The organism is Sulfitobacter sp. JL08 (assembly GCF_003352045.1).
GTDB lineage: Bacteria > Pseudomonadota > Alphaproteobacteria > Rhodobacterales > Rhodobacteraceae > JL08.
Genome location: NZ_CP025815.1, coordinates 3,247,455 through 3,269,692 on the forward strand (window position 1 = coordinate 3,247,455; position 22,238 = coordinate 3,269,692).

The following is a 22,238-nucleotide window of genomic DNA, read 5'->3' on the forward strand; positions in this document are numbered from 1 at the left end:
CAGAACAAACAAGAACCGTCTTCGGGGAGGTCGACGAAAATGGGCTGGATGGCAGATGAAACCGGGCTGGAAAAATGCGCCGCGAACCATGTAGCATTGACGCCGTTATCGCATTTGCGCAGGGCGGCGCATGTGTTCGAAGATCACCCTGCCGTCATCTATGGCACCCATCGCAAAACCTATGCGGAATATTATGACCGGTGTACCCGTCTGGCATCCGCAATGGCGGGCATGGGCGTTCAACCCGGCGATGTTGTTGCAACGCTGATCCCGAACCTTCCAGCCCAGGCCGAAGCGCATTTTGGTGTACCGGCCTGCGGGGCCGTATTGAACACCATCAACACGCGGCTGGATATCGATACGGTTTCCTACATTTTCGAACATGGCGAAGCCAAAATCGTTCTGGTCGATTCACAGTTCCTGCCCCTGGCCGAAGCCGCAGTCGAGCGGATGCAGGGCGCACAGCCCCAGATCATCGAAGTTCCGGACAACACTGCTGGCTTTCCCGCCAGCGGGCGATACCCGCAATACGAGGATGTTCTTGCCACCGGTGATCCCTATTTTGAATGGATCATGCCGCAGGATGAATGGGAAAGCCTCGCGCTGAATTACACATCCGGCACAACTGGGCGCCCCAAAGGCGTCGTGTATCACCATCGCGGCGCATATTTGATGACGATGGGTACCGTGATCAGTTGGCGCATGGTGTTGCATCCTGTTTTCATGGCGATCGTGCCCCTGTTTCACTGCAACGGGTGGAACCATACCTGGATGATGCCGCTTGTTGGCGGCACATTGGTATGTTGTCGCGATATCAATGCGGGCGCGATCTATGACGCCATAGCAGACGAACAAGTGGCCTTTTTCGGCGGCGCCCCGATTGTTCTGAACATGATCGTAAACGCATCCGAGGACGAGCGCAGAAGCTTTGATCACCCGGTTGAGGTATTCACCGCAGGGGCCCCGCCTGCCCCCGCGACCCTAAGCAAGATCGAGCAACTGGGTTTTAACGTAACCCAAGTTTATGGCCTGACAGAAACATATGGCCATGTCACGGAATGCCTGTGGAAAGCCCAACACTGGGATGGTCTTGGCACAACGGAAAGGGCCAAAATCAAGGCCCGGCAGGGCGTGGCCTTTCCCATGATGGAACACATCACGGTGATGGACGAAACCATGACGCAAATTCCGATGGACGGAACGCAGCAGGGCCAGATCGTTATGCGTGGAAATGCCGTGATGAAAGGGTATCTGAAAAACCCCGAGGCCACGCAAGAGGCTTTCAAGGGCGGGTATTTCCATTCCGGTGACATCGCTGTGCAGCATCCCGATGGATACATTCAGATCGCAGACCGCGCCAAGGACATCATCATTTCAGGCGGCGAAAACATAAGCTCTGTCGAAGTCGAAGCGTGCCTGATGGATCATCCCGACGTTTCGCTGGCGGCAGTGGTGGCGAAACCCGATGAAAAATGGGGCGAAGTGCCTTGCGCCTTTGTTGAATTGAAGCCCGGATCAGCCGAGGACGAGGCCGGCCTGATCGCCTTTACACGGCAAACGCTGGCCGGGTTCAAGACCCCGAAAAGGATCGTGTTTCAGGAACTGCCAAAAACGTCGACCGGCAAGATCCAGAAATTCGAATTGCGCAAACGGGCGGCCGAACTTTAGTGCGGTTCTGACGGCCCGTTCTGGTATCCGTCAAAACCGGTGATGTCTGAATTGCCCGCCGCCGTGTTACCATGCTAGATTGAACCAAACGAGGCAGAGCAGGCCCACTTAAAAAGCATGACCGCGCTGAACCAATATGACAGGCTTGAGGCCAGCGGGCTTTGGCGCGCGCGCCCGGATGATCAGCGCAAGGAAGTTATTGTATCGATTGGCGAAGCGACGCTGGTCATCACTGATTTGGCCGACAGGGCGCTGGCGCATTGGTCGCTTGCCGCGGTCGAACGGGCAAACCCCGACGAGACACCGGCAGTCTATTTTCCGGATGGTGATCCGGGCGAAACGCTTGAACTGGCGGCGGACGCGCAGGAAATGATCGACGCGATCGCCAAGTTGCAACGCGCGATCGAGCGCTCGCGCCCGCATCCGGGCAGGTTGCGTTTGGCTTCGGTTCTGGTGTCGGTTGCTGCCGTTGCCGCGCTTGTCGTGTTCTGGCTGCCGGGGGCCATGTTGCGCCACACCGTTTCCGTTGTTCCCGATGTGAACCGCGCAACCATCGGGCGGTCGCTTTTGAAACGGATCGAACGGGTTTCCGGCCCCGCCTGCAATGATCCTGCCGGACAGGTCGCCCTTGCCAGGTTGGGCACTGCAGTGGGCGCGCGCGATCTGGTTGTTGTTCGTTCCGGCGTGCGTGATGCGCTGGTCCTGCCCGGAAACATCATCGTTCTGAACCGTTCCGTGATCGAGGATTTCGAAGAACCCGATGTTGTTGCAGGATTTATCATCATGGAACAGCTGCGAGCCAAAAAACGTGATCCACTGGAAGTGCTGCTGCGCGACAGCGGCGTCATGGCCAGCTTCCACCTGATCACTACCGGCACGCTAACCAACGAAACACTGGATGCCTACGCCCAGCATCTGTTGACCGCGCCGCGCCCGACGCTAAGCGAGGATGAAACACTGGCTGGCTTTTCGGCCGCGAGTGTCCGGTCAACACCGTACGCCTATGCCATGGATATTACGGGCGAAAATGTACTTGGCCTGATCGAGGCTGACCCGATGGCAGGCCAGGTTGCACCGGTTTTGCTGAAAGACAGCGACTGGATCAGATTGCAGAACATTTGCGGCGGCTGACCGTCACGTTTTTCAGTCGTCCGCCGCAATTACAGTGATCAGCGCAGATTATCCGCTTTTCCGGAACGTTTGACAGAACCCGGCACGGTTTTTTGTACCACCGCGTTGCTTTGTGTCGAAACCGCCATCGTCACCTGATTGATGCGGCGCGTTTCGGTTTCATACACAACGGGAACATCCGAAGCCGTGTTTTCCGTACCTGCCGCAACCAGACGCCGCGGCACGGTATTGGTCCAGACCATGTTCATCTGGGCACGTCCCCTCAGCGTTTGTTCCGCCCGGTAAGGGTTCAGCCGGTCATCCCGCCAGCCTGCACGGTAGCCTTTTGGAACCTTGAGATTTCTGCTGTCGCGACGGTTTTCGTAAACATGGCGTGGCACCACCCGCGTGTCGGGTGGCAACAATATTGTTTCGCCAGTGCTTGCGTTGATGGCTTTGATATAGCCTGTTGTGTTGCGCCCTGGACTGGCCGGAACGACAAGCGGTCTGGCTTTGACAGTCTTGGGTGCCGCAACAGGCGCGGCCGTACTTGCCGTCACCACAGGGGTAACCACAGCTGACGGTGCCGCAGCTGGCGCAGCCGGGGCGGTGGCAACCACACCCGGGACAGCATCCGGAACGATTTCAACCGGCGCGGGTGCCGCGGCACGCGGTGTTGGAACAGCCGCAGCGCTGTTGGTCTGCGCGCTGGGTTGATACCCGCAAATCTGTTTGCGGTCGCGCCCGACCCGCGGAACCCATGTTACATTCCCGCTGACGCCGGCGCGGATGAAAATACACCCGTTGCTGTCAACGTATTGTTTGCCCGTGAAACTTGCCGGCGGAAATTCTGCCGGAACGGCGGTGTTCGCGGTGGTTTGCGCATGCACACCTGTCAGACTAAAAACCGAGGCCGCCAGAGATAAAGCAACAATTCTGGTAATTTTCATAATTGCCCCCACAATATATAGACCAAGGATGCCGGATTCTTGCTTTCGAGTAAAGCAAGACTATTGGAAAATCCTTAATGCGGTGCGGATTCTTGCGCCTGTTTTGTCACTTGGTGCCAAACATCCTGTCGCCCGCATCGCCCAGCCCCGGCACGATATAGCCGATGTCATTCAGGGCGTGATCGACAGATGCGGTCACAATCGGTACATCCGGGTGCGCCTCTTTCATGCGGGCGATCCCTTCGGGGGCGGCCAGCAGACACAGAAACCGGATGTTTTTGGCCCCTGACTTTTTCAACAGATCAATTGCCGCGACCGATGAATTTCCGGTGGCCAGCATCGGATCAACGGCAATCACCAACCGGTCTTCCAGCGCATCCGGCACTTTGAAATAGTACTGAACCGGTTGCAGGGTCTTTTCATCCCGATAAAGGCCGACAAAACCGACGCGGGCGGACGGGATCAGTTCCAACATGCCGTCAAGCAGGCCATTGCCAGCCCGCAGAATGGAAATCAGCGCCAGTTTCCTTCCGTCCAGAACAGGCGCATCCATCGCTTGCATCGGCGTTTCGATATGCTTTGTCGTCATTGGCAGATTGCGTGTCACTTCGTATGCCAGCAACTGGCTGATTTCGCGCAGCAACTGGCGGAAAACAGCAGTTGATGTATCTTTTTCACGCATCAGCGTCAGCTTGTGTTGTACCAACGGGTGGTTAACAACGGTCAGATGGTCGGTCATGGCAGGCTCCTTTGGCAGTTGGCCCTTTGTGGCCCCATACACGCAGGCCCGCAAGGTTGCTTAGCCCAAAAAAGTCCGCCCCGGTCCTTGTGACGGCACGCCAAGATAATGCGCAATACTTGCGGCCACATCGCAAAACCCGATCTGGCCAATTGTTCCGGCACCGCATCCCGCAACCAGAACCGGAACACGTTCGCGGGTATGATCTGTTCCGGGCCACGTCGGATCGTTGCCATGATCCGCGGTAATGATCAAAAGGTCATCAGAACGTAATTTGCGCAGTATGTGCCCCAGTTCGGTATCAAACCATTCCAGCGCGCGCGCATAGCCGGACACATCCCGCCGGTGGCCATAAAGGCTGTCAAACTCGACAAAATTCGAGAATATCAGGCTATGATCCTGTGCGGTTTCAAGCAATTCGTGCATATGCGCCATCAACGTCGCATCGGATCCTTTGAAACTGCTATCAATGCCCTGCATCGAAAAAATGTCACTGATCTTTCCAACGCCGTATACATGCCCGCCTGCATCCTGCACCCAGTTGGTCAAAACCGGTTCGGGGGGCACTATCGCAAAATCGTGCCGGTTCACCGTGCGGGTAAACCCGCCACCGGCATCCCCGACAAAGGGGCGCGCAATGACCCGGCCAACCTTCATTGCGTGTAGTTCTGGGGCCAGCGCTTCACACAAATCCAGCAATCGCTGCAAACCAAAGGTTTCTTCGTGCGCTGCAATCTGGAACACACTGTCGGCCGACGTATAACAAATAGGCCAGCCCGATTGCATATGCGCCGCGCCTTCGCGATCAATGATCGCGGTACCGGGGGCATGGCAATTTCCCAGAATGCCATCCGTGCCTGCCGCAGCGCAAACTCTTGCCACCAGATCATCGGGAAAACAGGGTTCGGTGTCGGGAAAGTAATGCCAGTCCCACGGCACCGGTAAACCGGCCAGTTCCCAATGACCAGACGGGGTATCCTTGCCTTTGGACAGTTCGGTGGCAGCCCCCCAACGGCCTACGATGTCGGTAGTCTTTAGGCCCAGATCTTCGCCGCTCGCAAGCTTGACAGCGGACCAAAGACCCAGCGATGCCAGATTGGGAACGTGCAACGTACCATCGCGGCCTTCTTGCGCCCGACCCGCAGCACAGGCCTGCGCAATATGTGCGACAGTGTTCGCGCCGGTATCGGGCAAATCGCCGTTAAAAAAACGATCTGCATCCGGCGCGCCCCCGATGCCGACAGAATCCAGAACGATCAGAAAGGCGCGGGCCATCAGCTGATCCTGTCCTGTATCAGCGCCGCTACATCGGGTTTTTCGGGGCTTACGCTGATCGCTTTGCTGACAGTATCAACAGCCAGACGCGCCGCATCTTCACGCGCGGCATGGACGCGCGCAATGGTCTGTCCACGCTGCACCGCCGTGCCAAGCGGCACAACATCCGAAAGGCCGACGGCCGGATCTACACTGTCGCTTTCCACCTGCCGTCCGCCACCAAGGGCGACAACACTCAGGCCCAATGCTTCGCCATCCATACTGTGGACAAAACCGTCGCTGCCGGCGCGCACTTCGCTGATCACCGTTGCCTCGGGCAGAAAACGCGACCAGTTGTCAACAAACTGCACCGGGCCGCCCATCGCCGCGATCATCCTGCCAAACCGGTCTGCCGCGCGCCCGTCACGCAAAGCCGCATCAATTGCATCGGCACCGGCTTTTGCATCCGGTGCAAGCCCCGCATCAGCCAGCAATACGCCCCCCAGAGCGCATGTGACCTCGGCAATCGGGCCCATTGCCTGCCCGGTCAAGACCCGCATGATTTCCGCAACTTCCAATGCGTTGCCCACACTGGGGACAAGAGGCTGGCTCATATCTGTCAGGATCGCGGTGGTTTTGCACCCGGCTGCATTGGCCGTCTGCACCAAAGCCTGCGCCAATGCGGCAGCTTCTGCCTTGGATTTCATAAAGGCGCCGCTGCCGGTCTTGACATCCAGAACCAGCGCATCCAGCCCGGCCGCCAGCTTTTTTGACAGGATCGAGGCGGTGATCAGGTCAAGGCTTTCCACTGTCGCCGTGACATCGCGCACCGCATAAAGCCGTTTGTCCGCAGGTGCGATATCGGCACTGGCCCCGACGATGGCACACCCCGTCTGGGCAACAATTTCGCGAAACCGCTGTTCATCCGGCGTGGTCGTCAGGCCGGGGATCGCTTCCAGCTTGTCCAGTGTGCCGCCGGTATGGCCCAGACCGCGGCCCGATATCATTGGAACATACCCGCCACAGGCCGCCACGGCAGGCGCCAACAGCAATGATACGCAATCACCGATCCCGCCTGTGGAATGTTTATCCAGCACCGGACCGTCCAGATCCCAGTCAAGAATGCGCCCGCTGTCGCGCATACCCAAGGTCAGCGCCACCCGTCCGTCATTACCCAGTGTGTTCAGACAGATCGCCATGGCAAAGGCACCGGCTTGCGCATCGCTGACGCCGCCATCAGCCAGACCTTGAGAAAACCACGCAAGTTCCTTTGTGTCAGGCACCTGTCCGCGGCGCAGCTTGGCAATGATAGCACGTGCATCCACAGCATCAGGTCCCGGACATATGCGTGCTGGCGAACGCACCGGGCAACAACGCCTCGAGCGTCGTCTTTTGTTCGGTACCTTGGGTCGTTGCCAGTGTCACCGGCACATCCTTTGCGCCGAATTCCACCAGTTTTTGACGGCACCCGCCGCAAGGCGGAACCGGTGTCGGACTGTCGGCAATCACATAAACCTCGGTTATCTGCGTGTCGCCGCCGGCGATCATTGCAGCAATGGCCCCGGCTTCGGCACAGGTTCCTTCCGGGTAGGCCACGTTTTCCACGTTACACCCGACATAGGTTTGCCCGGATGCCGTGCGGATCGCCGCCCCGACCTTGAAATTGGAATAAGGTGCATAGGCATGCGCGCGCACGGCGGTCGCCAAAGCTTTCAGTGTCATTTTAATCCCCGATCACGGTCTCAAATGCCCCGGGCAGGGCGACTTCCAACAATTCGATATCATCCGAAGCATCGGCATATCTGGTTTTCATACCGGGCGGAATCACAAAGGCATCGCCTGCTTCAAGTGCGTGGGGGTCGCGCCCTTCCCCTTCCAGAACCATGTTTCCTCCCATCACAAAGGTGAACAGAATGTCTGTATCATGGGCCGTCCACTTCGCGGCGCCCTGCCCTTTGCGCAGAACGTTTACCCCCGCCACATTCCGGGTATTTTGCGCAATCGTGGTGTCGCGGCTTTTGAACCCCGGAAGGCGCGCTGCGGCCCAGTCTGCCCCTGCGGCCTGATTGAACACGAATTTCTGCCCCTGCCATTCCCGGTCCGGCCGCAAATGCTGTGTCGGCAGTTCCATCTCATGATCAATTTCGGTTTCATGCTCGGCCGGCACACCGATTTCAATAACTTCCACATTGTCACTTGCCAGCAGCACGCGATGACGGATTTCGGGCGGCTGAATAAAACAGTCGCCCGCAGTCAGCCGCATTGGCGGGCCCTGATCCTCGTACACCACATCAACCCATCCGCGATAACAAAAGATCAGCTGGAACCCGACCTTGTGAAAATGCACCATGTCCGGCACCGGCCCGCCATCCGGTATCCGGATATGACTGGCAATGATGGAGCCACCCAACCGGTCCGGAATAAGATCCCTGTATTGCATGCCCGCGCGCCCAATGATCCAGGGCGCCTGATCTGCAAGGCGGCGCACGACAAAAGAATGGACCGTTTGCGGCATCACAACCGGCGGGTTCAGGGGTTCAATTTCGATCATCGTTCCGTTTGGCGCGGTCAGCCGGGTCTGCCCGTCTGCAAAACTGGCCGGATCCTCGCAAAGAATGCGCAATGTGCCGGGGGATTCTTGCGCGTCTTTTTCTATCCGTATGCGCAGACCGTGGCCCGAAAACACGGCCACCTTCGGATCATCCGCCGGATAGATACTGTCCATCCGCATCCCAAGAACCTTGGTGTAAAACGGGATGTCCTTGCGCAGTTCCTGGGTTGGCAGGCGCATTTCGGCTTTGATCTCGGGCATGTGTCCTCCGGTATTGAAAATGCAGAGTGTGCCTTTGCTTTCGTATTTGCAATAATAGGCGGCAACGGGTGACAAAAAAATGCCCGCTCATGTCGCAGATTGCGCCCGTGATAAAACTAGTTTAACGCTAAACTAAATTTGGGAGGAACGTTTCAAATGTCCGACAACCAGTCCGCGCGTCAGGCTGCACTTGACTATCACGAGTTTCCTAAACCCGGTAAGCTTGAGATACGGGCGACCAAGCCTTTGGCAAACGGTCGCGATCTGTCGCGCGCCTATTCCCCCGGCGTGGCCGAGGCCTGCCTTGAGATCAAGGAAGATGCCGCCAACGCTGCGCGCTACACAAGCAAGGGCAATCTGGTTGCGGTCGTCACGAACGGCAGTGCGGTTCTGGGCCTTGGAAACATAGGGGCTCTGGCGTCAAAACCGGTAATGGAGGGCAAGGCCGTTCTGTTCAAGAAGTTCGCCAATATCGACTGTTTCGATATCGAAGTGAACGAAAGCGATCCCGAAAAACTGGCCGACATCGTGTGTTCGCTGGAACCGACATTCGGTGCGATCAATCTGGAAGACATAAAAGCGCCGGATTGTTTTATCGTCGAACAATTGTGTCGCGAACGCATGAACATTCCGGTTTTTCACGATGACCAGCACGGGACAGCAATTGTTGTCGGGGCCGCTGCAACCAATGCGTTGCGCGTTGCCGGCAAAGCGTTCGAAGACATCAAGATCGTGTCCACCGGCGGCGGAGCGGCAGGAATCGCCTGCCTGAACATGTTGCTGAAACTGGGTGTTCGCCGCGAAAACGTCTGGCTGTGCGACATTCACGGTCTGGTTTACGAAGGGCGCACCGAAGATATGAACCCGCAAAAAGCGGCGTTTGCGCAATCCAGCGATTTACGCACTCTGGATCAGGTGATTGACGGCGCCGACATGTTTTTGGGCCTGTCAGGCCCCAAAGTGCTGACGCCTGATATGGTCGCCAAAATGACAAAGCGTCCGATTGTATTTGCACTGGCCAACCCGACACCGGAAATTCTGCCCGACGAAGCCCGCAAAGTCGCCCCTGACGCCATCATTGCAACCGGTCGCAGCGATTTTCCCAATCAGGTCAACAATGTATTGTGCTTTCCCTTCATTTTCCGCGGCGCGCTGGATGTTGGTGCGACCGAGATCAATGACGAAATGGAACTGGCCTGCATTGCAGGCATCGCCGAACTGGCGCGCATCACCACCAGTGCCGAAGCCGCGGCCGCCTACAAGGGCGAACAGCTGACCTTTGGCGCAGACTATCTGATCCCCAAACCGTTTGATCCGCGTCTTGTTGGAATCGTATCCTCTGCTGTCGCCCGCGCTGCCATGGAAACCGGCGTCGCCACCCGCCCGATTGCCGACATGGACGCCTATAAACAGCAACTTGACGGATCCGTTTTCAAATCTGCCCTTCTGATGCGTCCGGTGTTCGAGGCCGCGCGCATGGTCACACGCAAGATCGTGTTTGCCGAAGGCGAGGACGAACGCGTTTTGCGGGCCGCACAGGCTATGTTGGAAGAAACCCGCGAACAGCCCATTCTGATCGGTCGTCCCGATGTGATCGAACGGCGCTGCGAACGCGCGGGTCTGACGCTGAAACTGGGCGTGGATGCGCAGATCGTGAACCCGGAAAACGACCCGCGTTACCGGGATTACTGGGAAACCTACCATCACATCATGGCGCGGCGTGGCGTAACCCCCGATCTGGCCCGCGCGATCATGCGCACCAATACCACTGCCATCGGCGCGGTCATGGTCGAACGGGGCGAAGCCGACAGCCTGATCTGCGGCACATTCGGTGAGTTTCGCTGGCATCTGAATTACATCGAACAGGTTCTGGGGCACGGGCGGAATACAGTTGGCGCCCTTAGCCTGATGATTCTGGAAGACGGCCCGCTGTTCATCGCCGATACGCATGTGCGTTCAGAACCCAGCCCCGAACAGATTGCACAAACCGTGATCGGGGCCGCGCGCCATATCCGGCGGTTCGGGCTGACCCCCAATATTGCCCTGTGCGCGCAATCACAATTCGGCAATCTGGATTGTGACACCGGACGCCGCTTGCGGGCCGCGATCGAAATTCTGGACGGACAAGACCTTGATTTCACCTATGAAGGCGAAATGAACATCGACGCGGCCCTTGATCCCGAGCTGCGCGACCGCGTCTTTCCCGGGAATCGCATGCAAGGTGCCGCAAACGGCCTGATCTTTGCACATGCGGATGCGGCCAGCGGTGTGCGCAACATCCTGAAAATGAAGGGCGGCGGGCTGGAGGTTGGCCCTATCCTGATGGGAATGGGAAACCGCGCCCATATCGTGACGCCTTCTATCACGGCCCGCGGCATTCTGAACATGAGCGCCATAGCCGGAACACCGGTCGCGCATTACGGCTAAGACCCGCTGTTACCGCCAACCGTGGCTCTATGGCGCATGACCCGGGACTTGTCCGGTCCCGGTGGGCTGCGTAATAAAGTCGTACAAAGATATAAAAATTTAAGGGACAGATCATGGCCTATAGCGAGATTTACAATGCTTGGAAATCCGACCCCGAAACATTCTGGATGAATGCGGCCAAGGCCATCGATTGGGACACCCCGCCAACGCGCGCCCTGAATGATGACAATGCACCGCTTTATGAATGGTTTACCGATGCCATGGTCAACACCTGCTACAATGCGGTCGACCGCCATGTGAAAGCCGGCAATGGCGCGCGTGTCGCCATTATTCACGACAGTCCGATCACCGGTACGAAACACGAAATCACCTATGCCGAACTTCAGGCACGCGTTGCGTCGCTGGCGGGTGCGCTGCGGGCCAAGGGCGTGGAAAAAGGTGATCGCGTCATCATCTATATGCCGATGGTGCCCGAAGCGCTTGAGGCGATGCTGGCCTGCGCAAGACTGGGCGCGATCCATTCTGTTGTATTTGGCGGCTTTGCCGCAAACGAACTGGCGGTGCGTATCGACGATTGCACGCCAAAGGCAATCATCGCCGCCTCTTGCGGGTTAGAGCCGGGGCGGGTTGTCCATTACAAACCGCTGCTGGACGGCGCTATCGAAATGGCACAGCACAAACCTGATTTCTGCGTGATTTTCCAACGGGATCAAGAAGTTGCAAAGCTGGAAAGCGGACGTGATTTTGACTGGCACGCCTTTCAATACGGCGTGGAAGACGCCGAATGCGTTCCGGTTGAAGGCAATCATCCTGCCTACATCCTGTACACATCCGGCACCACCGGCGCGCCCAAGGGCGTGATCCGTGCGACGGCGGGCCATCTGGTTGCGCTGAACTGGACAATGAAATCGATCTACAATGTCGACCCCGGAGATGTGTTCTGGGCGGCATCGGATGTTGGCTGGGTCGTCGGCCATTCGTACATCTGTTATGGCCCGCTAATTCACGGCAACACAACGATCGTGTTCGAAGGCAAACCCGTTGGCACACCTGATCCCGGCACGTTCTGGCGCGTGATTTCCGAACATAACGTGAAATCGTTTTTCACCGCCCCGACCGCCATTCGCGCGGTCAAACGCGAGGACCCGAAAGGTGAATATGTCCGGAAATACGACATTTCATGCCTGAATACTCTTTATCTGGCCGGTGAACGCGCCGATCCGGATACCATCGAATGGGCCCAGAACATCCTGAATGTTCCGGTGATCGACCATTGGTGGCAAACCGAAACAGGCTATTCCATTGCGGCCAACCCGATGGGGATTGAACCGTTGCCGGTCAAAATCGGATCGCCATCTGTTGCGATGCCGGGGTATGACGTGCGTATTCTGGACGAAGGCGGCCATCCGATGAAAGCGGGCGAACTGGGCGCGATTGCGATCAAACTGCCACTGCCTCCCGGTACCCTGCCCGGGCTTTGGAATGCGAATGACCGGTTTCGCAAATCCTACCTGACACAATACCCCGGATATTACGAAACCGGCGATGCAGGCATGATTGATGAAGACGGGTATCTGTACATCATGGCGCGCACCGATGATGTGATCAACGTCGCGGGCCACCGATTGTCGACCGGCGCCATGGAAGAAGTGCTGGCCAGCCATCCCGATGTGGCCGAATGTGCCGTGATCGGTGTAACAGACCAATTGAAAGGCCAGGCCCCGATGGGGTTCTTGTGCCTGACAAATGGTGTTGACCGCCCCCACGAAGACATCACATCCGAATGCGTAAAACTGGTGCGAGAAAAGATCGGCCCGGTTGCGGCCTTCAAACTGGCGCTGGTGGTTGATCGTTTGCCCAAAACACGGTCAGGCAAAATCCTGCGGGCGACCATGGTCAAGATTGCGGACAACGAAGATTTCAAGATGCCCGCGACAATCGACGATCCTGCCATTCTGGATGAAATCCGCGCATCGCTTCAACAGATCGGGTACGCTGGCGCCAAAAGTTAGATCCGGCAGGCGCTTACGAGAATTGCTCGCTGATCAGGCGCTCTTCCAACCCGTGACCGGGATCAAAAAGAATACGATGTGTGATTAATGGATCCGATCCGATTTCGACGCATGCCACATTGAGGACAGACCGGCTGTCGGCATCTGCCATGACCGGCCGCTTGTCTGCCTCTAACACGTCAAACCGCACCTTTGCCGTTTTGGGCAGCAATGCACCGCGCCACCGTCGCGGCCGGAACGCCGCCATTGCCGTCAGGGCCAATACATCTGATCCGATGGGCAATATCGGCCCGTGCGCAGAATAATTGTAGGCGGTTGATCCTGCGGGCGTTGCAACCAGCGCGCCATCGCACACCAACTCTTGCATCCTTAGGCGTCCGTCAACGCTGATACGCAGCTTGGCGGCTTGCGGACCGGCACGAAGCAGGGAAACCTCGTTTATGGCCAATGCTTTATGCGTCGATCCATCGACGCAGGTGGCATGCATGTAAAGCGGATTGATCTTGGCTTCTTCAGCCTGCTCCAGTCGACGCAATAATCCGCTTTCGCGGTATTCGTTCATCAGAAAACCGATGGTTCCCCGGTTCATCCCGTATACGGGGGCCGGAATGTCCTGGGTATTGTGCAGGGTTTGCAACATAAACCCGTCGCCCCCCAGGGCAACAATCACCTCGGCCTCGTCCACAGGGCAATCGCCGTACCGTCCGATCAGCGCAGCGCGCGCTGTCTGGGCCACGGGGGCCGGGCTGGCGGCAAAGGCGATCTTGATGGCCATTGGCTATGGGTTTCCTGTCTTATCCCTTTGGGTCCGAAACAATCACATATTCCCGCGCACTGCCAGCATTGACGCGCTTATCTGTGGAATGGTCGCTTTACAGGCTTTCTTGGGGGGCTGGTTTCCTATACGAAACGCCTCAAGTAATATCCCATAGCCTTACGGAGTTTGCCCAAATGAACGTGCCACACCGCACCACCGGATTTTTTACAGAATCCCTGTCCAGCCGCGACCCCGAAATTGCGGCCTCGATCACATCCGAACTGGGCCGCCAGCGCGACGAGATCGAGTTGATCGCGTCGGAAAACATCGTGTCCGCCGCCGTGATGGAAGCGCAAGGCAGCGTGATGACGAACAAATACGCAGAAGGCTATCCGGGCCGTCGTTATTATGGCGGATGCCAATATGTCGATATCGCGGAAAACCTCGCGATTGAACGCGCCTGCAAACTGTTTGATTGCAGTTTCGCCAACGTGCAGCCGAACTCGGGATCGCAGGCCAATCAGGGCGTTTTTCAGGCGCTATTGACACCGGGCGATACGATCCTTGGCATGTCTTTGGATGCAGGAGGCCACCTGACCCACGGGGCGGCACCGAACCAGTCGGGCAAGTGGTTCAATGCGATCCAGTACGGTGTGCGCAAAGAGGACAATCTGCTGGATTACGATCAGGTCGAAGCGTTGGCGAAAGAGCATCAGCCCAAAATGATCATCGCTGGCGGGTCCGCCATCCCGCGCCAGATCGATTTCGCCCGCATGCGCGAAATCGCAGATATGGTTGGTGCCTATCTGCATGTGGATATGGCGCATTTTGCCGGTCTGGTGGCAGCGGGCGAACATCCCAGCCCGTTCCCGCACGCCCATGTCGCCACAACCACAACGCACAAGACATTGCGTGGCCCGCGCGGCGGCATGATCCTGACCAATGACGAAGCGCTGGCGAAAAAATTCAATTCGGCGATTTTCCCCGGCATTCAGGGCGGGCCGTTGATGCACGTGATCGCGGCCAAGGCTGTTGCCTTTGGCGAAGCGCTGCGCCCGGAATTCAAAGACTATATCAAACAGGTCGTGATCAACGCGCAGGCGCTGTCTGATCAGTTGATCAAAGGCGGGCTTGATACCGTCACCCATGGCACCGACACCCACGTGTTGTTGGTTGATCTGCGCCCGAAAGGTGTAAAAGGCAACGCCACGGAAAAAGCACTGGGGCGCGCGCATATCACCTGCAACAAGAACGGTGTTCCGTTTGACCCGGAAAAGCCGACTGTGACGTCAGGTATCCGTCTTGGGTCGCCCGCCGGCACAACCCGCGGGTTCGGCGAAGGCGAGTTCCGCCAGATCGCAGACTGGATCATTGAAGTGGTGGATGGTCTGGCCGCCAATGGTGAAGACGGCAATGGCGCGGTCGAAGCCAAGGTAAAAGCCGAAGTTGCGCAATTGTGCGCACAGTTCCCGCTTTACCCGAACCTTTAGGTTCGGTGTTGAAATTCACGAAAGCCCCGCGTCTGACGCGGGGCTTTTGCGTTAGATAAGATCCCGCCAGACCAGCACCAGAACCACCATCGAAATGATGAACAGAAGTTTCAGTGCAATCTCGGCCGTCAGGTTCAGCAACCGGTTTCGCCGCGCTTCTGACGGATCAATTTCGCCCAGATAGGCCATGATGTCTGAATGGGCTTTTTCGACCTCGCCAGGGTCCACCATGCGCATCAACTTGGGATGGCCACCATAGCTTTGCGCCTGCAGGATGGCTTCGGCCTTTTCTGCCAAAGAGGCGGGCAACCGCCGCCCGGTCTTGCGCAAGGCCTTGGCCAAGGTGGTGGCCTTCACGCCGAAAGCGCGCTGCAACTCGGCCTGAAGGCTGGCTGCCTTTTCAGATAGGTCTTTTTCTTCAATCACTTGGCGCTCTCCCTGACCAAGCATAATATGACGTGCATCCAGCCTCAATGGGGGTGGTTTTTGACACGCCGCACAGGTATCAATCCGCCCATGTTGAACATGATCCAGTTCGGGCGCCCCACTGCGCTGCCGCCCTTGCTGATTGTGCACGGGCTATACGGATCCGCGCGCAATTGGGGGGTGATCGCAAAACGTCTTTCGGAAACCCGGCAGGTGTTTACCGTTGATCTGCGCAATCATGGCCAAAGCGACTGGTTCGACAGCCACACTTACGATGATCTGGCCGGTGATCTGGCCCAGGTGACCACACATATCGGGCCGCCGATTGATGTGCTGGGTCATTCGATGGGGGGCAAGGCGGCGATGGTGCTGGCTCTGTCCCATCCGGAACTTGTAAATCGCCTTGTTGTCGCGGACATTGCCCCCGTAACCTATGGCCATTCACAAATCGAATTTATCAAGGCAATGAAGGCGGTTGATCTGTCCCGTGTCACACGCCGGTCTGAGGCTGAAGCGCAACTGGGCGATTTGGGTGTCGAGCCTGCGCTGCAAAGCTTTTTCACGCAGTCACTGGATGTGCCGGAAAAACGCTGGCGTCTGAACCTTGATGCGCTGGCCGATCAGATGCCGCACATCATGTCATTTCCCGAAACAGCGGGAACCTATACCGGGCCAACCCTGTTCCTGTCCGGGGCAACATCTGATTATGTCACCCCCGAACACCGCCCGCGTATCAAGGCGCTGTTCCCCAATGCGCGCTTTGCCAAAATCCCCGGTGCCGGGCATTGGTTACACGCTGAAAAACCGCGCGAATTCGTGGCGGCGCTGTCAACGTTCCTGTCGTGATAGTTCGGGTCAGGCTGTGATCTTTTTGGCGACCAGATAAGATACCGGCAACGCCAGAATGGCACCCACGACCGCCGCCATCAGAATAGGTTGCAACGTGCCATATCCCATTGTCAGAACAGCAATGATAAAGCTGCCGGCAAGCGTTGTGGCAATGAGCGAATAAAGAATGGAAGCAAGACGCAACATGACAAGCCTCCTTGCACCAAAAAATCGGCGCGGTTTCTGAATTCGCTTATATTAGACTTGCCGAATGTATCTGACGTTGATTTGGGTCAAGCTGCGGATACAGATCGCCTTGCACCACGCCCCCGCAAACGCGTAAATGAACTGTCAGAAAATGCCTTCGGAGGATGCAATGATCCGCGCTGCCATGTTGTGTATAGCCATTCTGGGGCTTAGTGCCTGCGAAACCGCCAAAGGGGCGGGCCGTGACATTGAAAAAGCCGGTGATGCGATCACCAATACAGCGCAAAGTGTTCAGAATTCGCTATAGTTGAGTTCGTGATCTGGCCCGATGGGCCGGGGCGGGGCGACCATTGCGCCCACGCCCGAAACAGCAGACTTAGTGCGTGGCCACCCACGCAGACGCGGGCGAGGATGCCGGCTCCTGCCAGGCCGTTTGGGTCGACAGGACCGATCCGCGCGGCAGGGCAGAGCATTTGCGCCCCCGCAATTTGCTGGCACAGCTGCGTGCGTCCATGCGTGGGTCGTAGTAGGAGTTCTGGATATGTGCGACGTTGATATGTGTCATTTTGTGGTCCCCGTGAGATTGGACAGATGCGCGCTTGTCCTGCAAACATCTCCGGATGTTGCGCGCCTTGATTGATTTTGATGGGTACACGGGTAAAGCGTCGATCGGGCCTTAGGGGCCGGGGGCCTGTCGGGCGGGGCTTGCGCCTCCGCCTCGGGCGGTATCGACGGAACTGCGGGGCGAACCCCGAAATTCGTTCACTGGGAAAAACGTAAGGTCTTGGGTCGTAACTTGATCAGATGCCGAGAGAGCGGCAGGACGAGAACTGGATTTGCGCCTGCATTCTGGCTTCGGATTCACGAACAGACAGGCCGGACGGCATACCACCGTTCATATCGGACTGGCGGCGTTTCAGTGCATCCAAAGCATCAAGGCGGCGGGTGCGGGCGATCGTGGTGTAGTTGGTAGTCATTTTGTATTCCTTCCCTAGTGGTCGTTGTTGACATCCATAGGTTGCGATCAATTTTAAGACATTTTAAGGGAGAATTCTTGAAACGGTTTGTTTCCGTTTGGGAAATCCAGCTCAATTTCAAGGCGGAATTCATATTAAATTAATATTAATCAATTATTTAACGCTTGGCGAAATCTTGCCTTTTTTGCCACTTTCGACCCAATTTACCGAATTTGCACCGGCTGCCTGTCTGGCAAATGTGTCAGCAAAGCGCCGATCACACAGGCAATGTGGCAAGACTGTGTTCGCCTTATGGTTGAAATAAGGTACCGCTAACATAATATGGCGCGCGCGTGACGACGATTCCGAATCGCCTGACCGGCGCGCGCGGTGCCATGGACGCGCCAAAACGCTGCCGACAGCCTAAAAAAACTACATCGCGGGGTCGACTGATCCGTTGGGAAATCGAACTGGCCCAGTGCCGTTACTGCGCCTAGCTGTCCATCTTCAGCGCTGAAATGAACGCCTCTTGCGGGATATCGACTTTCCCGAACTGGCGCATTTTCTTCTTCCCCTTTTTCTGCTTGTCCAGCAGCTTGCGTTTGCGCGTCATGTCGCCACCGTAGCATTTGGCGGTCACATCCTTGCGCATCGCAGACAGGGTTTCACGGGCGATCACCTTGCCGCCAATGGCGGCCTGGATCGGTATTTTGAACATATGGCGCGGGATCAGATCTTTTAGCTTTTCCACCATGCCGCGTCCGCGCGCCTCGGCGCGATCACGGTGCACCATCATCGAAAGCGCATCCACCGGTTCGTCATTTACCAGAATGGACATTTTCACCAGATTGTCCTGCCGGTATTCGGTCAGCTGATAGTCAAACGACGCATAGCCCTTGGTCACGGATTTCAGGCGGTCGTAAAAATCAAACACCACCTCGTTTAGGGGCAGATCATACACCACCATTGCGCGGCTGCCCGCATAGGTCAGATCCATCTGGATACCGCGCCGATCCTGACACAGTTTAAGCACGTCGCCCAGAAATTCATCCGGCACCAGAATCGTCGCCTTGATCCGCGGCTCTTCGATATGGTCCACATGGGTCATATCGGGCATGTCGGCGGGGTTGTGCAGTTCGATCATCGAACCGTCGCGCATATGCACATGATAGATCACCGAGGGCGCAGTGGTGATCAGATCAATGTCATATTCGCGTTCAATCCGGTCGCGGATCACCTCAAGATGCAAAAGGCCAAGGAACCCGCAGCGAAACCCAAAGCCCAGCGCGGCGGAAGTTTCCATTTCATAGGAAAACGACGCGTCATTCAGCGCCAGCTTTTCGATCGCGTCGCGCAGGTCTTCGAATTCGGCGGAATCAACGGGGAACAGACCGCAGAACACAACCGGTTGTGACGGTTTGAAACCGGGCAGTGCCTGCGTCACTCCGCCCTTTTCGTGGGTGATGGTATCCCCCACACGCGTGTCGCGCACCTGCTTGATCGACGCGGTCAGAAATCCGATTTCGCCCGGCCCCAGCGCTTCGATCGTTTCCATCTGGGGGCGGAACACACCGATCCGGTCGACATGATGGATCGATCCGTTCTGCATCATCTTGATCTTGTCGCCCTTTTTCAGAACGCCATCCATGATCCGGACCAGAACGATCACGCCCAGATAAGCATCATACCAACTGTCCACCAGCATCGCCTTGAGCGGCGCGGCACGATCGCCCTTGGGGGCGGGCAGATGCTGCACAATCGCCTCTAGCGTTTCGTGGATGCCCTGCCCCGTTTTCGCGCTGACCCGAATGGCGCCCGAAGCATCGATGCCAATCACGTCTTCGATTTGTTCGGCGACGCGGTCGCAATCGGATGCAGGCAGATCAATCTTGTTCAGGATCGGCACAATTTCATGATTGGCATCAATGGCCTGATAGACGTTGGCCAGTGTCTGCGCCTCGACCCCTTGGGTAGAATCGACAACCAGCAAAGACCCTTCGACCGCGCGCATGGAACGGCTGACCTCGTACGCGAAATCGACATGGCCCGGCGTGTCGATCAGGTTCAGAACATAGGCTTCGCCGTTGTCTGCCTTGTAGCTGATGCGCACGGTATTGGCCTTGATGGTAATCCCGCGTTCGCGTTCGATATCCATCGCGTCCAGCAATTGTTCTTTCATATCCCGCCCCGACACCGTCCCCGTCTCTTGGATAAGACGGTCGGCAAGGGTGGATTTGCCATGGTCGATATGCGCGACGATGGAGAAATTACGGATATGGGCAAGGTCTGTCATAACAGGGGATATGATTTGCTTTGGTGTGTTGGTCAATGGGTATGTAAGGGCCATTTGCGCGGCGGCGTTTTCCGGTACAACGCCTGTGCGCGCCAAGTAGGACAAGGATCAGGACGTCAAGGGAAGATGGACGTGACGAACTGCATCTGACCGATTGAAAGCATCCGGTTCTTGCGGCATATTCGGCGCAAGCAGCAGAGACGCCGGAAACCGGCATGACAATCAACGGGGCGCGACAGATGAAAGTGGCAGGCATCCTGATTTTGGCGGTTGTTTTGACCGCTTGTTCCAATTCGAACCGCAGTCGCGGGACAAATGATTATTCTGTCGTGACACGCGCGGCCAGCGGCCCTATCAGCCGCGCCTGCCTGTCCTCTGATCGCAAATCCCGCAACAGCCAATTGTGCGGCTGTATTCAGGCTGCGGCAGATCGCACATTGTCCAAGTCAGACCAGAATTTGGCCGCCAGTTTCTATGGCAACCCGCAAAAGGCGCAGGACGTCCGCCAGTCAAACCGCACGGGCGACGAGATTTTCTGGCAAAAATACAAGAATTACAGCGAAACCGCCGAAGCCATCTGCCAAATCCGTTAAGCAGCGCGCGCTTTAGTCTGGGCAGTTCACGTCCGATCGGGCCGCCCGAATAATCGCGTCGGTCAGACAATCAAGGCTGTCACTCCAAGCCATATCGGCCCCCAGACCACCCGCATAGAGCGAAAGTTCGGTGCAGGCGATCAGAATGTGATCAGCGTCCTGATCCAGCAGCGCCGCTGCGGGGGCACGCAGCGCATCTGCGGTCAGAACATGCCCGGCCTTGACCGCCCGGATCAGGCCCAGAACAGGCGCATCGTCCACCGGATAAATCTGTGTCAGTCCCTGTTTTGCAAACGCCGCGTCAAACACGCCCGTCAACCGCACCGCAGGCGAGGCCAGCAGCCCGATGCGTTTGGCCCCTGCCCGAGCCAGATGCTGCGCTGTCAGATCCAGCATATTCAGGAACGGCAAATCGGTCGCATCGCAGATCGCCCCCGCATAATGATGCGCCGTATTGCACGGCATCGCCAAAGCCGTTGCGCCGGCGGCCTGCAAATCGCGGGCCATTTGTGCCAGCACCGGTGCCGGGTCCGCGCCGGTACCATCGATCAAGGCCGCAATCCGGCTGGGTACAGCCGGATTCTGATGCACGATCAACGGGATATGATCGGCATCATCTTTGGCTGGGACAGCACGCAACACTTTCTGCATCAGCAGAACGGTTGCATCCGGCCCCATACCACCAAGGATGCCGACCGGCTTCATACCTTCGAGGCGATATCGAATTCGTGGGTATAACCGGCCAGACCGATGGCCCCGCCCGTATGCAGGAACACCACGGTTTCACCCTTTTTGAAATGTCCTTTGCGGCACAGATCAATCAGCCCCGCGGCGCCTTTGGCGGAATAGACCGGATCCAGCAAAATAGCCTCGGTGCGGGCGAACAGATCAATCGCATCCAGCGTATCCTGTGCGGGCATCCCATAGCCGGGCCCGACATAATCGGTATTGGCCACAACATCCTCGGGCGCAACCACACCTGCGCAGCCCAGTTTTTCAGCGGTTTTCACGGCAAGATTGTAAACGTTTTCTTCCTGCTTGGCCTTGGGCGCGCGCACGCCGACACCCAGCAGGGGAATATTTGCGTTCATCGCCTTTAATCCGGTGATCAGGCCCGCCTGCGTGCCCGCACTGCCCGTCGCATGTACGATATGGTCCACGTTCAATCCGGTCGTGACGAACTGGTTCAACAGTTCCAGCGCACAGTTCACGTATCCCAACGCACCTGTCGCGTTCGATCCGCCACCGGGAATGGTATAGGCGTTGCGCCCATCGGCACGCATCTTGTCCGCAACCGCTTCCATTTCCGCATTCATATCCAGATCCGGCCCGCGGTGCTCGATGGATGCGCCATGCAGCACGTCCAGCAGAACATTGCCGTTATAGCGGTAGTTTTCGTGGTTATACCCCGTGCGGTCCTCAAGCAGGATATGGCAGTCCATGCCCAGTTTGGCGGCCGCAGCCGCCGTCTGGCGCGCGTGGTTGGATTGGGTCGCCCCCTGGGTCAGAACCACATCCGCGCCTTGTTCCTGTGCCTCTGCCATCAGCCATTCCAGCTTGCGGGTCTTGTTGCCACCTGTCGACAGGCCAGTGCAATCATCGCGTTTGATCCAGATATCAGGGCCGCCCAGTGCGGCAGACAGGCGCGGCATATATTCCAGTGGTGTCGGCAAATGGGCAAGCGAGACGCGTGGAAATTTGGCAAGGTTCATCAGG

At 57.3% G+C, this 22,238-nt stretch carries 22 protein-coding genes; 8 read left to right on the forward strand and 14 right to left on the reverse strand.

The window, feature by feature from the left end; all coding sequences use genetic code 11:
• The first annotated feature begins 39 nt into the window (after positions 1–39).
• Complete coding sequence (locus tag C1J05_RS16020) at positions 40–1,668, forward strand: AMP-binding protein (RefSeq protein ID WP_114871124.1); 1,629 nt, start codon at positions 40–42, stop codon at positions 1,666–1,668.
• Between the two features lie 117 nt (positions 1,669–1,785).
• Positions 1,786–2,799, forward strand: coding sequence for a hypothetical protein (locus C1J05_RS16025; RefSeq protein ID WP_114871125.1), 1,014 nt, complete (start codon positions 1,786–1,788; stop codon positions 2,797–2,799).
• 38 nt (positions 2,800–2,837) lie between these two features.
• Here the strand turns inward: C1J05_RS16025 and C1J05_RS16030 are convergent, their stop codons facing one another.
• From C1J05_RS16030 to C1J05_RS16055, 6 genes are all read right to left on the reverse strand, one after another.
• Complete coding sequence (locus C1J05_RS16030) at positions 2,838–3,728, reverse strand: hypothetical protein (protein WP_114871126.1); 891 nt, start codon at positions 3,726–3,728, stop codon at positions 2,838–2,840.
• 106 nt (positions 3,729–3,834) lie between these two features.
• Complete coding sequence (gene upp, locus C1J05_RS16035; RefSeq protein ID WP_114872379.1) at positions 3,835–4,467, reverse strand: uracil phosphoribosyltransferase; 633 nt, start codon at positions 4,465–4,467, stop codon at positions 3,835–3,837.
• A 60-nt stretch (positions 4,468–4,527) separates the two neighbouring features.
• Positions 4,528–5,742: a phosphopentomutase gene (locus tag C1J05_RS16040; protein WP_114871127.1), complete on the reverse strand. Its 1,215-nt coding sequence runs from the start codon at positions 5,740–5,742 to the stop codon at positions 4,528–4,530.
• Complete coding sequence (locus C1J05_RS16045; RefSeq protein ID WP_114871128.1) at positions 5,742–7,046, reverse strand: thymidine phosphorylase; 1,305 nt, start codon at positions 7,044–7,046, stop codon at positions 5,742–5,744. The genes C1J05_RS16040 and C1J05_RS16045 overlap by 1 nt, the downstream gene beginning before the upstream one ends.
• Positions 7,047–7,050: 4 nt before the next feature.
• Positions 7,051–7,443 (reverse strand): cytidine deaminase, encoded by a 393-nt coding sequence (locus C1J05_RS16050; RefSeq protein ID WP_114871129.1) that lies wholly within the window; start codon positions 7,441–7,443, stop codon positions 7,051–7,053.
• 1 nt (position 7,444) lies between these two features.
• Positions 7,445–8,533 carry a cupin domain-containing protein gene (locus C1J05_RS16055; protein ID WP_114871130.1) on the reverse strand — a complete coding sequence of 363 codons (1,089 nt, stop codon included), beginning with the start codon at positions 8,531–8,533 and terminating at the stop codon, positions 7,445–7,447.
• Between the two features lie 156 nt (positions 8,534–8,689).
• On the opposite strand from C1J05_RS16055, the gene C1J05_RS16060 reads away from it, so the two are divergent.
• Complete coding sequence (locus tag C1J05_RS16060; RefSeq protein ID WP_114871131.1) at positions 8,690–10,960, forward strand: NADP-dependent malic enzyme; 2,271 nt, start codon at positions 8,690–8,692, stop codon at positions 10,958–10,960.
• Positions 10,961–11,073: 113 nt separating this feature from the next.
• Positions 11,074–12,972 carry a propionate-CoA ligase PrpE gene (gene prpE, locus C1J05_RS16065; protein WP_114871132.1) on the forward strand — a complete coding sequence of 633 codons (1,899 nt, stop codon included), beginning with the start codon at positions 11,074–11,076 and terminating at the stop codon, positions 12,970–12,972.
• A gap of 13 nt (positions 12,973–12,985) precedes the next feature.
• Here the strand turns inward: prpE and C1J05_RS16070 are convergent, their stop codons facing one another.
• On the reverse strand, positions 12,986–13,747 hold the full coding sequence (locus tag C1J05_RS16070; RefSeq protein ID WP_114871133.1) for an NAD kinase: 762 nt from the start codon (positions 13,745–13,747) through the stop codon (positions 12,986–12,988).
• Between the two features lie 176 nt (positions 13,748–13,923).
• Here C1J05_RS16070 and glyA point away from each other — a divergent pair, with 176 nt between their 5' ends.
• A complete protein-coding gene (gene glyA / locus C1J05_RS16075) occupies positions 13,924–15,219 on the forward strand; it encodes a serine hydroxymethyltransferase (RefSeq protein ID WP_114871134.1) in 1,296 nt (431 codons plus the stop codon).
• Positions 15,220–15,270: 51 nt separating this feature from the next.
• Here glyA and C1J05_RS16080 read toward each other — a convergent pair whose 3' ends face one another.
• On the reverse strand, positions 15,271–15,645 hold the full coding sequence (locus C1J05_RS16080; RefSeq protein ID WP_162798114.1) for a hypothetical protein: 375 nt from the start codon (positions 15,643–15,645) through the stop codon (positions 15,271–15,273).
• A 90-nt stretch (positions 15,646–15,735) separates the two neighbouring features.
• On the opposite strand from C1J05_RS16080, the gene C1J05_RS16085 reads away from it, so the two are divergent.
• A complete protein-coding gene (locus C1J05_RS16085) occupies positions 15,736–16,491 on the forward strand; it encodes an alpha/beta fold hydrolase (protein ID WP_114871136.1) in 756 nt (251 codons plus the stop codon).
• 9 nt (positions 16,492–16,500) lie between these two features.
• Here C1J05_RS16085 and C1J05_RS16090 read toward each other — a convergent pair whose 3' ends face one another.
• Positions 16,501–16,680 (reverse strand): CTP synthetase, encoded by a 180-nt coding sequence (locus C1J05_RS16090; protein WP_114871137.1) that lies wholly within the window; start codon positions 16,678–16,680, stop codon positions 16,501–16,503.
• 169 nt (positions 16,681–16,849) lie between these two features.
• Here C1J05_RS16090 and C1J05_RS16095 point away from each other — a divergent pair, with 169 nt between their 5' ends.
• A complete protein-coding gene (locus tag C1J05_RS16095) occupies positions 16,850–16,987 on the forward strand; it encodes an entericidin A/B family lipoprotein (protein WP_114872380.1) in 138 nt (45 codons plus the stop codon).
• A 69-nt stretch (positions 16,988–17,056) separates the two neighbouring features.
• On the opposite strand, the gene C1J05_RS16100 is transcribed toward C1J05_RS16095, so the two are convergent.
• The 3 genes from C1J05_RS16100 to lepA form a co-directional block, all read right to left on the reverse strand.
• Positions 17,057–17,245 carry a hypothetical protein gene (locus C1J05_RS16100; RefSeq protein WP_114871138.1) on the reverse strand — a complete coding sequence of 63 codons (189 nt, stop codon included), beginning with the start codon at positions 17,243–17,245 and terminating at the stop codon, positions 17,057–17,059.
• Positions 17,246–17,480: 235 nt separating this feature from the next.
• Positions 17,481–17,657 carry a hypothetical protein gene (locus tag C1J05_RS21580; RefSeq protein ID WP_162798115.1) on the reverse strand — a complete coding sequence of 59 codons (177 nt, stop codon included), beginning with the start codon at positions 17,655–17,657 and terminating at the stop codon, positions 17,481–17,483.
• Positions 17,658–18,129: 472 nt separating this feature from the next.
• Positions 18,130–19,929, reverse strand: coding sequence for a translation elongation factor 4 (gene lepA / locus C1J05_RS16105; protein ID WP_114872381.1), 1,800 nt, complete (start codon positions 19,927–19,929; stop codon positions 18,130–18,132).
• Between the two features lie 215 nt (positions 19,930–20,144).
• Here lepA and C1J05_RS16110 point away from each other — a divergent pair, with 215 nt between their 5' ends.
• The gene (locus C1J05_RS16110; RefSeq protein ID WP_254684626.1) at positions 20,145–20,522 is read left to right on the forward strand and encodes a hypothetical protein; all 378 of its coding nucleotides are present in this window, start codon (positions 20,145–20,147) and stop codon (positions 20,520–20,522) included.
• 12 nt (positions 20,523–20,534) lie between these two features.
• Here C1J05_RS16110 and C1J05_RS16115 read toward each other — a convergent pair whose 3' ends face one another.
• Positions 20,535–21,227: an aspartate/glutamate racemase family protein gene (locus C1J05_RS16115; RefSeq protein ID WP_114871139.1), complete on the reverse strand. Its 693-nt coding sequence runs from the start codon at positions 21,225–21,227 to the stop codon at positions 20,535–20,537.
• Entirely contained in the window at positions 21,224–22,234 is a 1,011-nt protein-coding gene (locus tag C1J05_RS16120; protein ID WP_114871140.1) for a D-cysteine desulfhydrase, read from the reverse strand. Before C1J05_RS16120 ends, C1J05_RS16115 begins: the two co-directional genes overlap by 4 nt.
• Positions 22,235–22,238 lie beyond the last annotated feature (4 nt).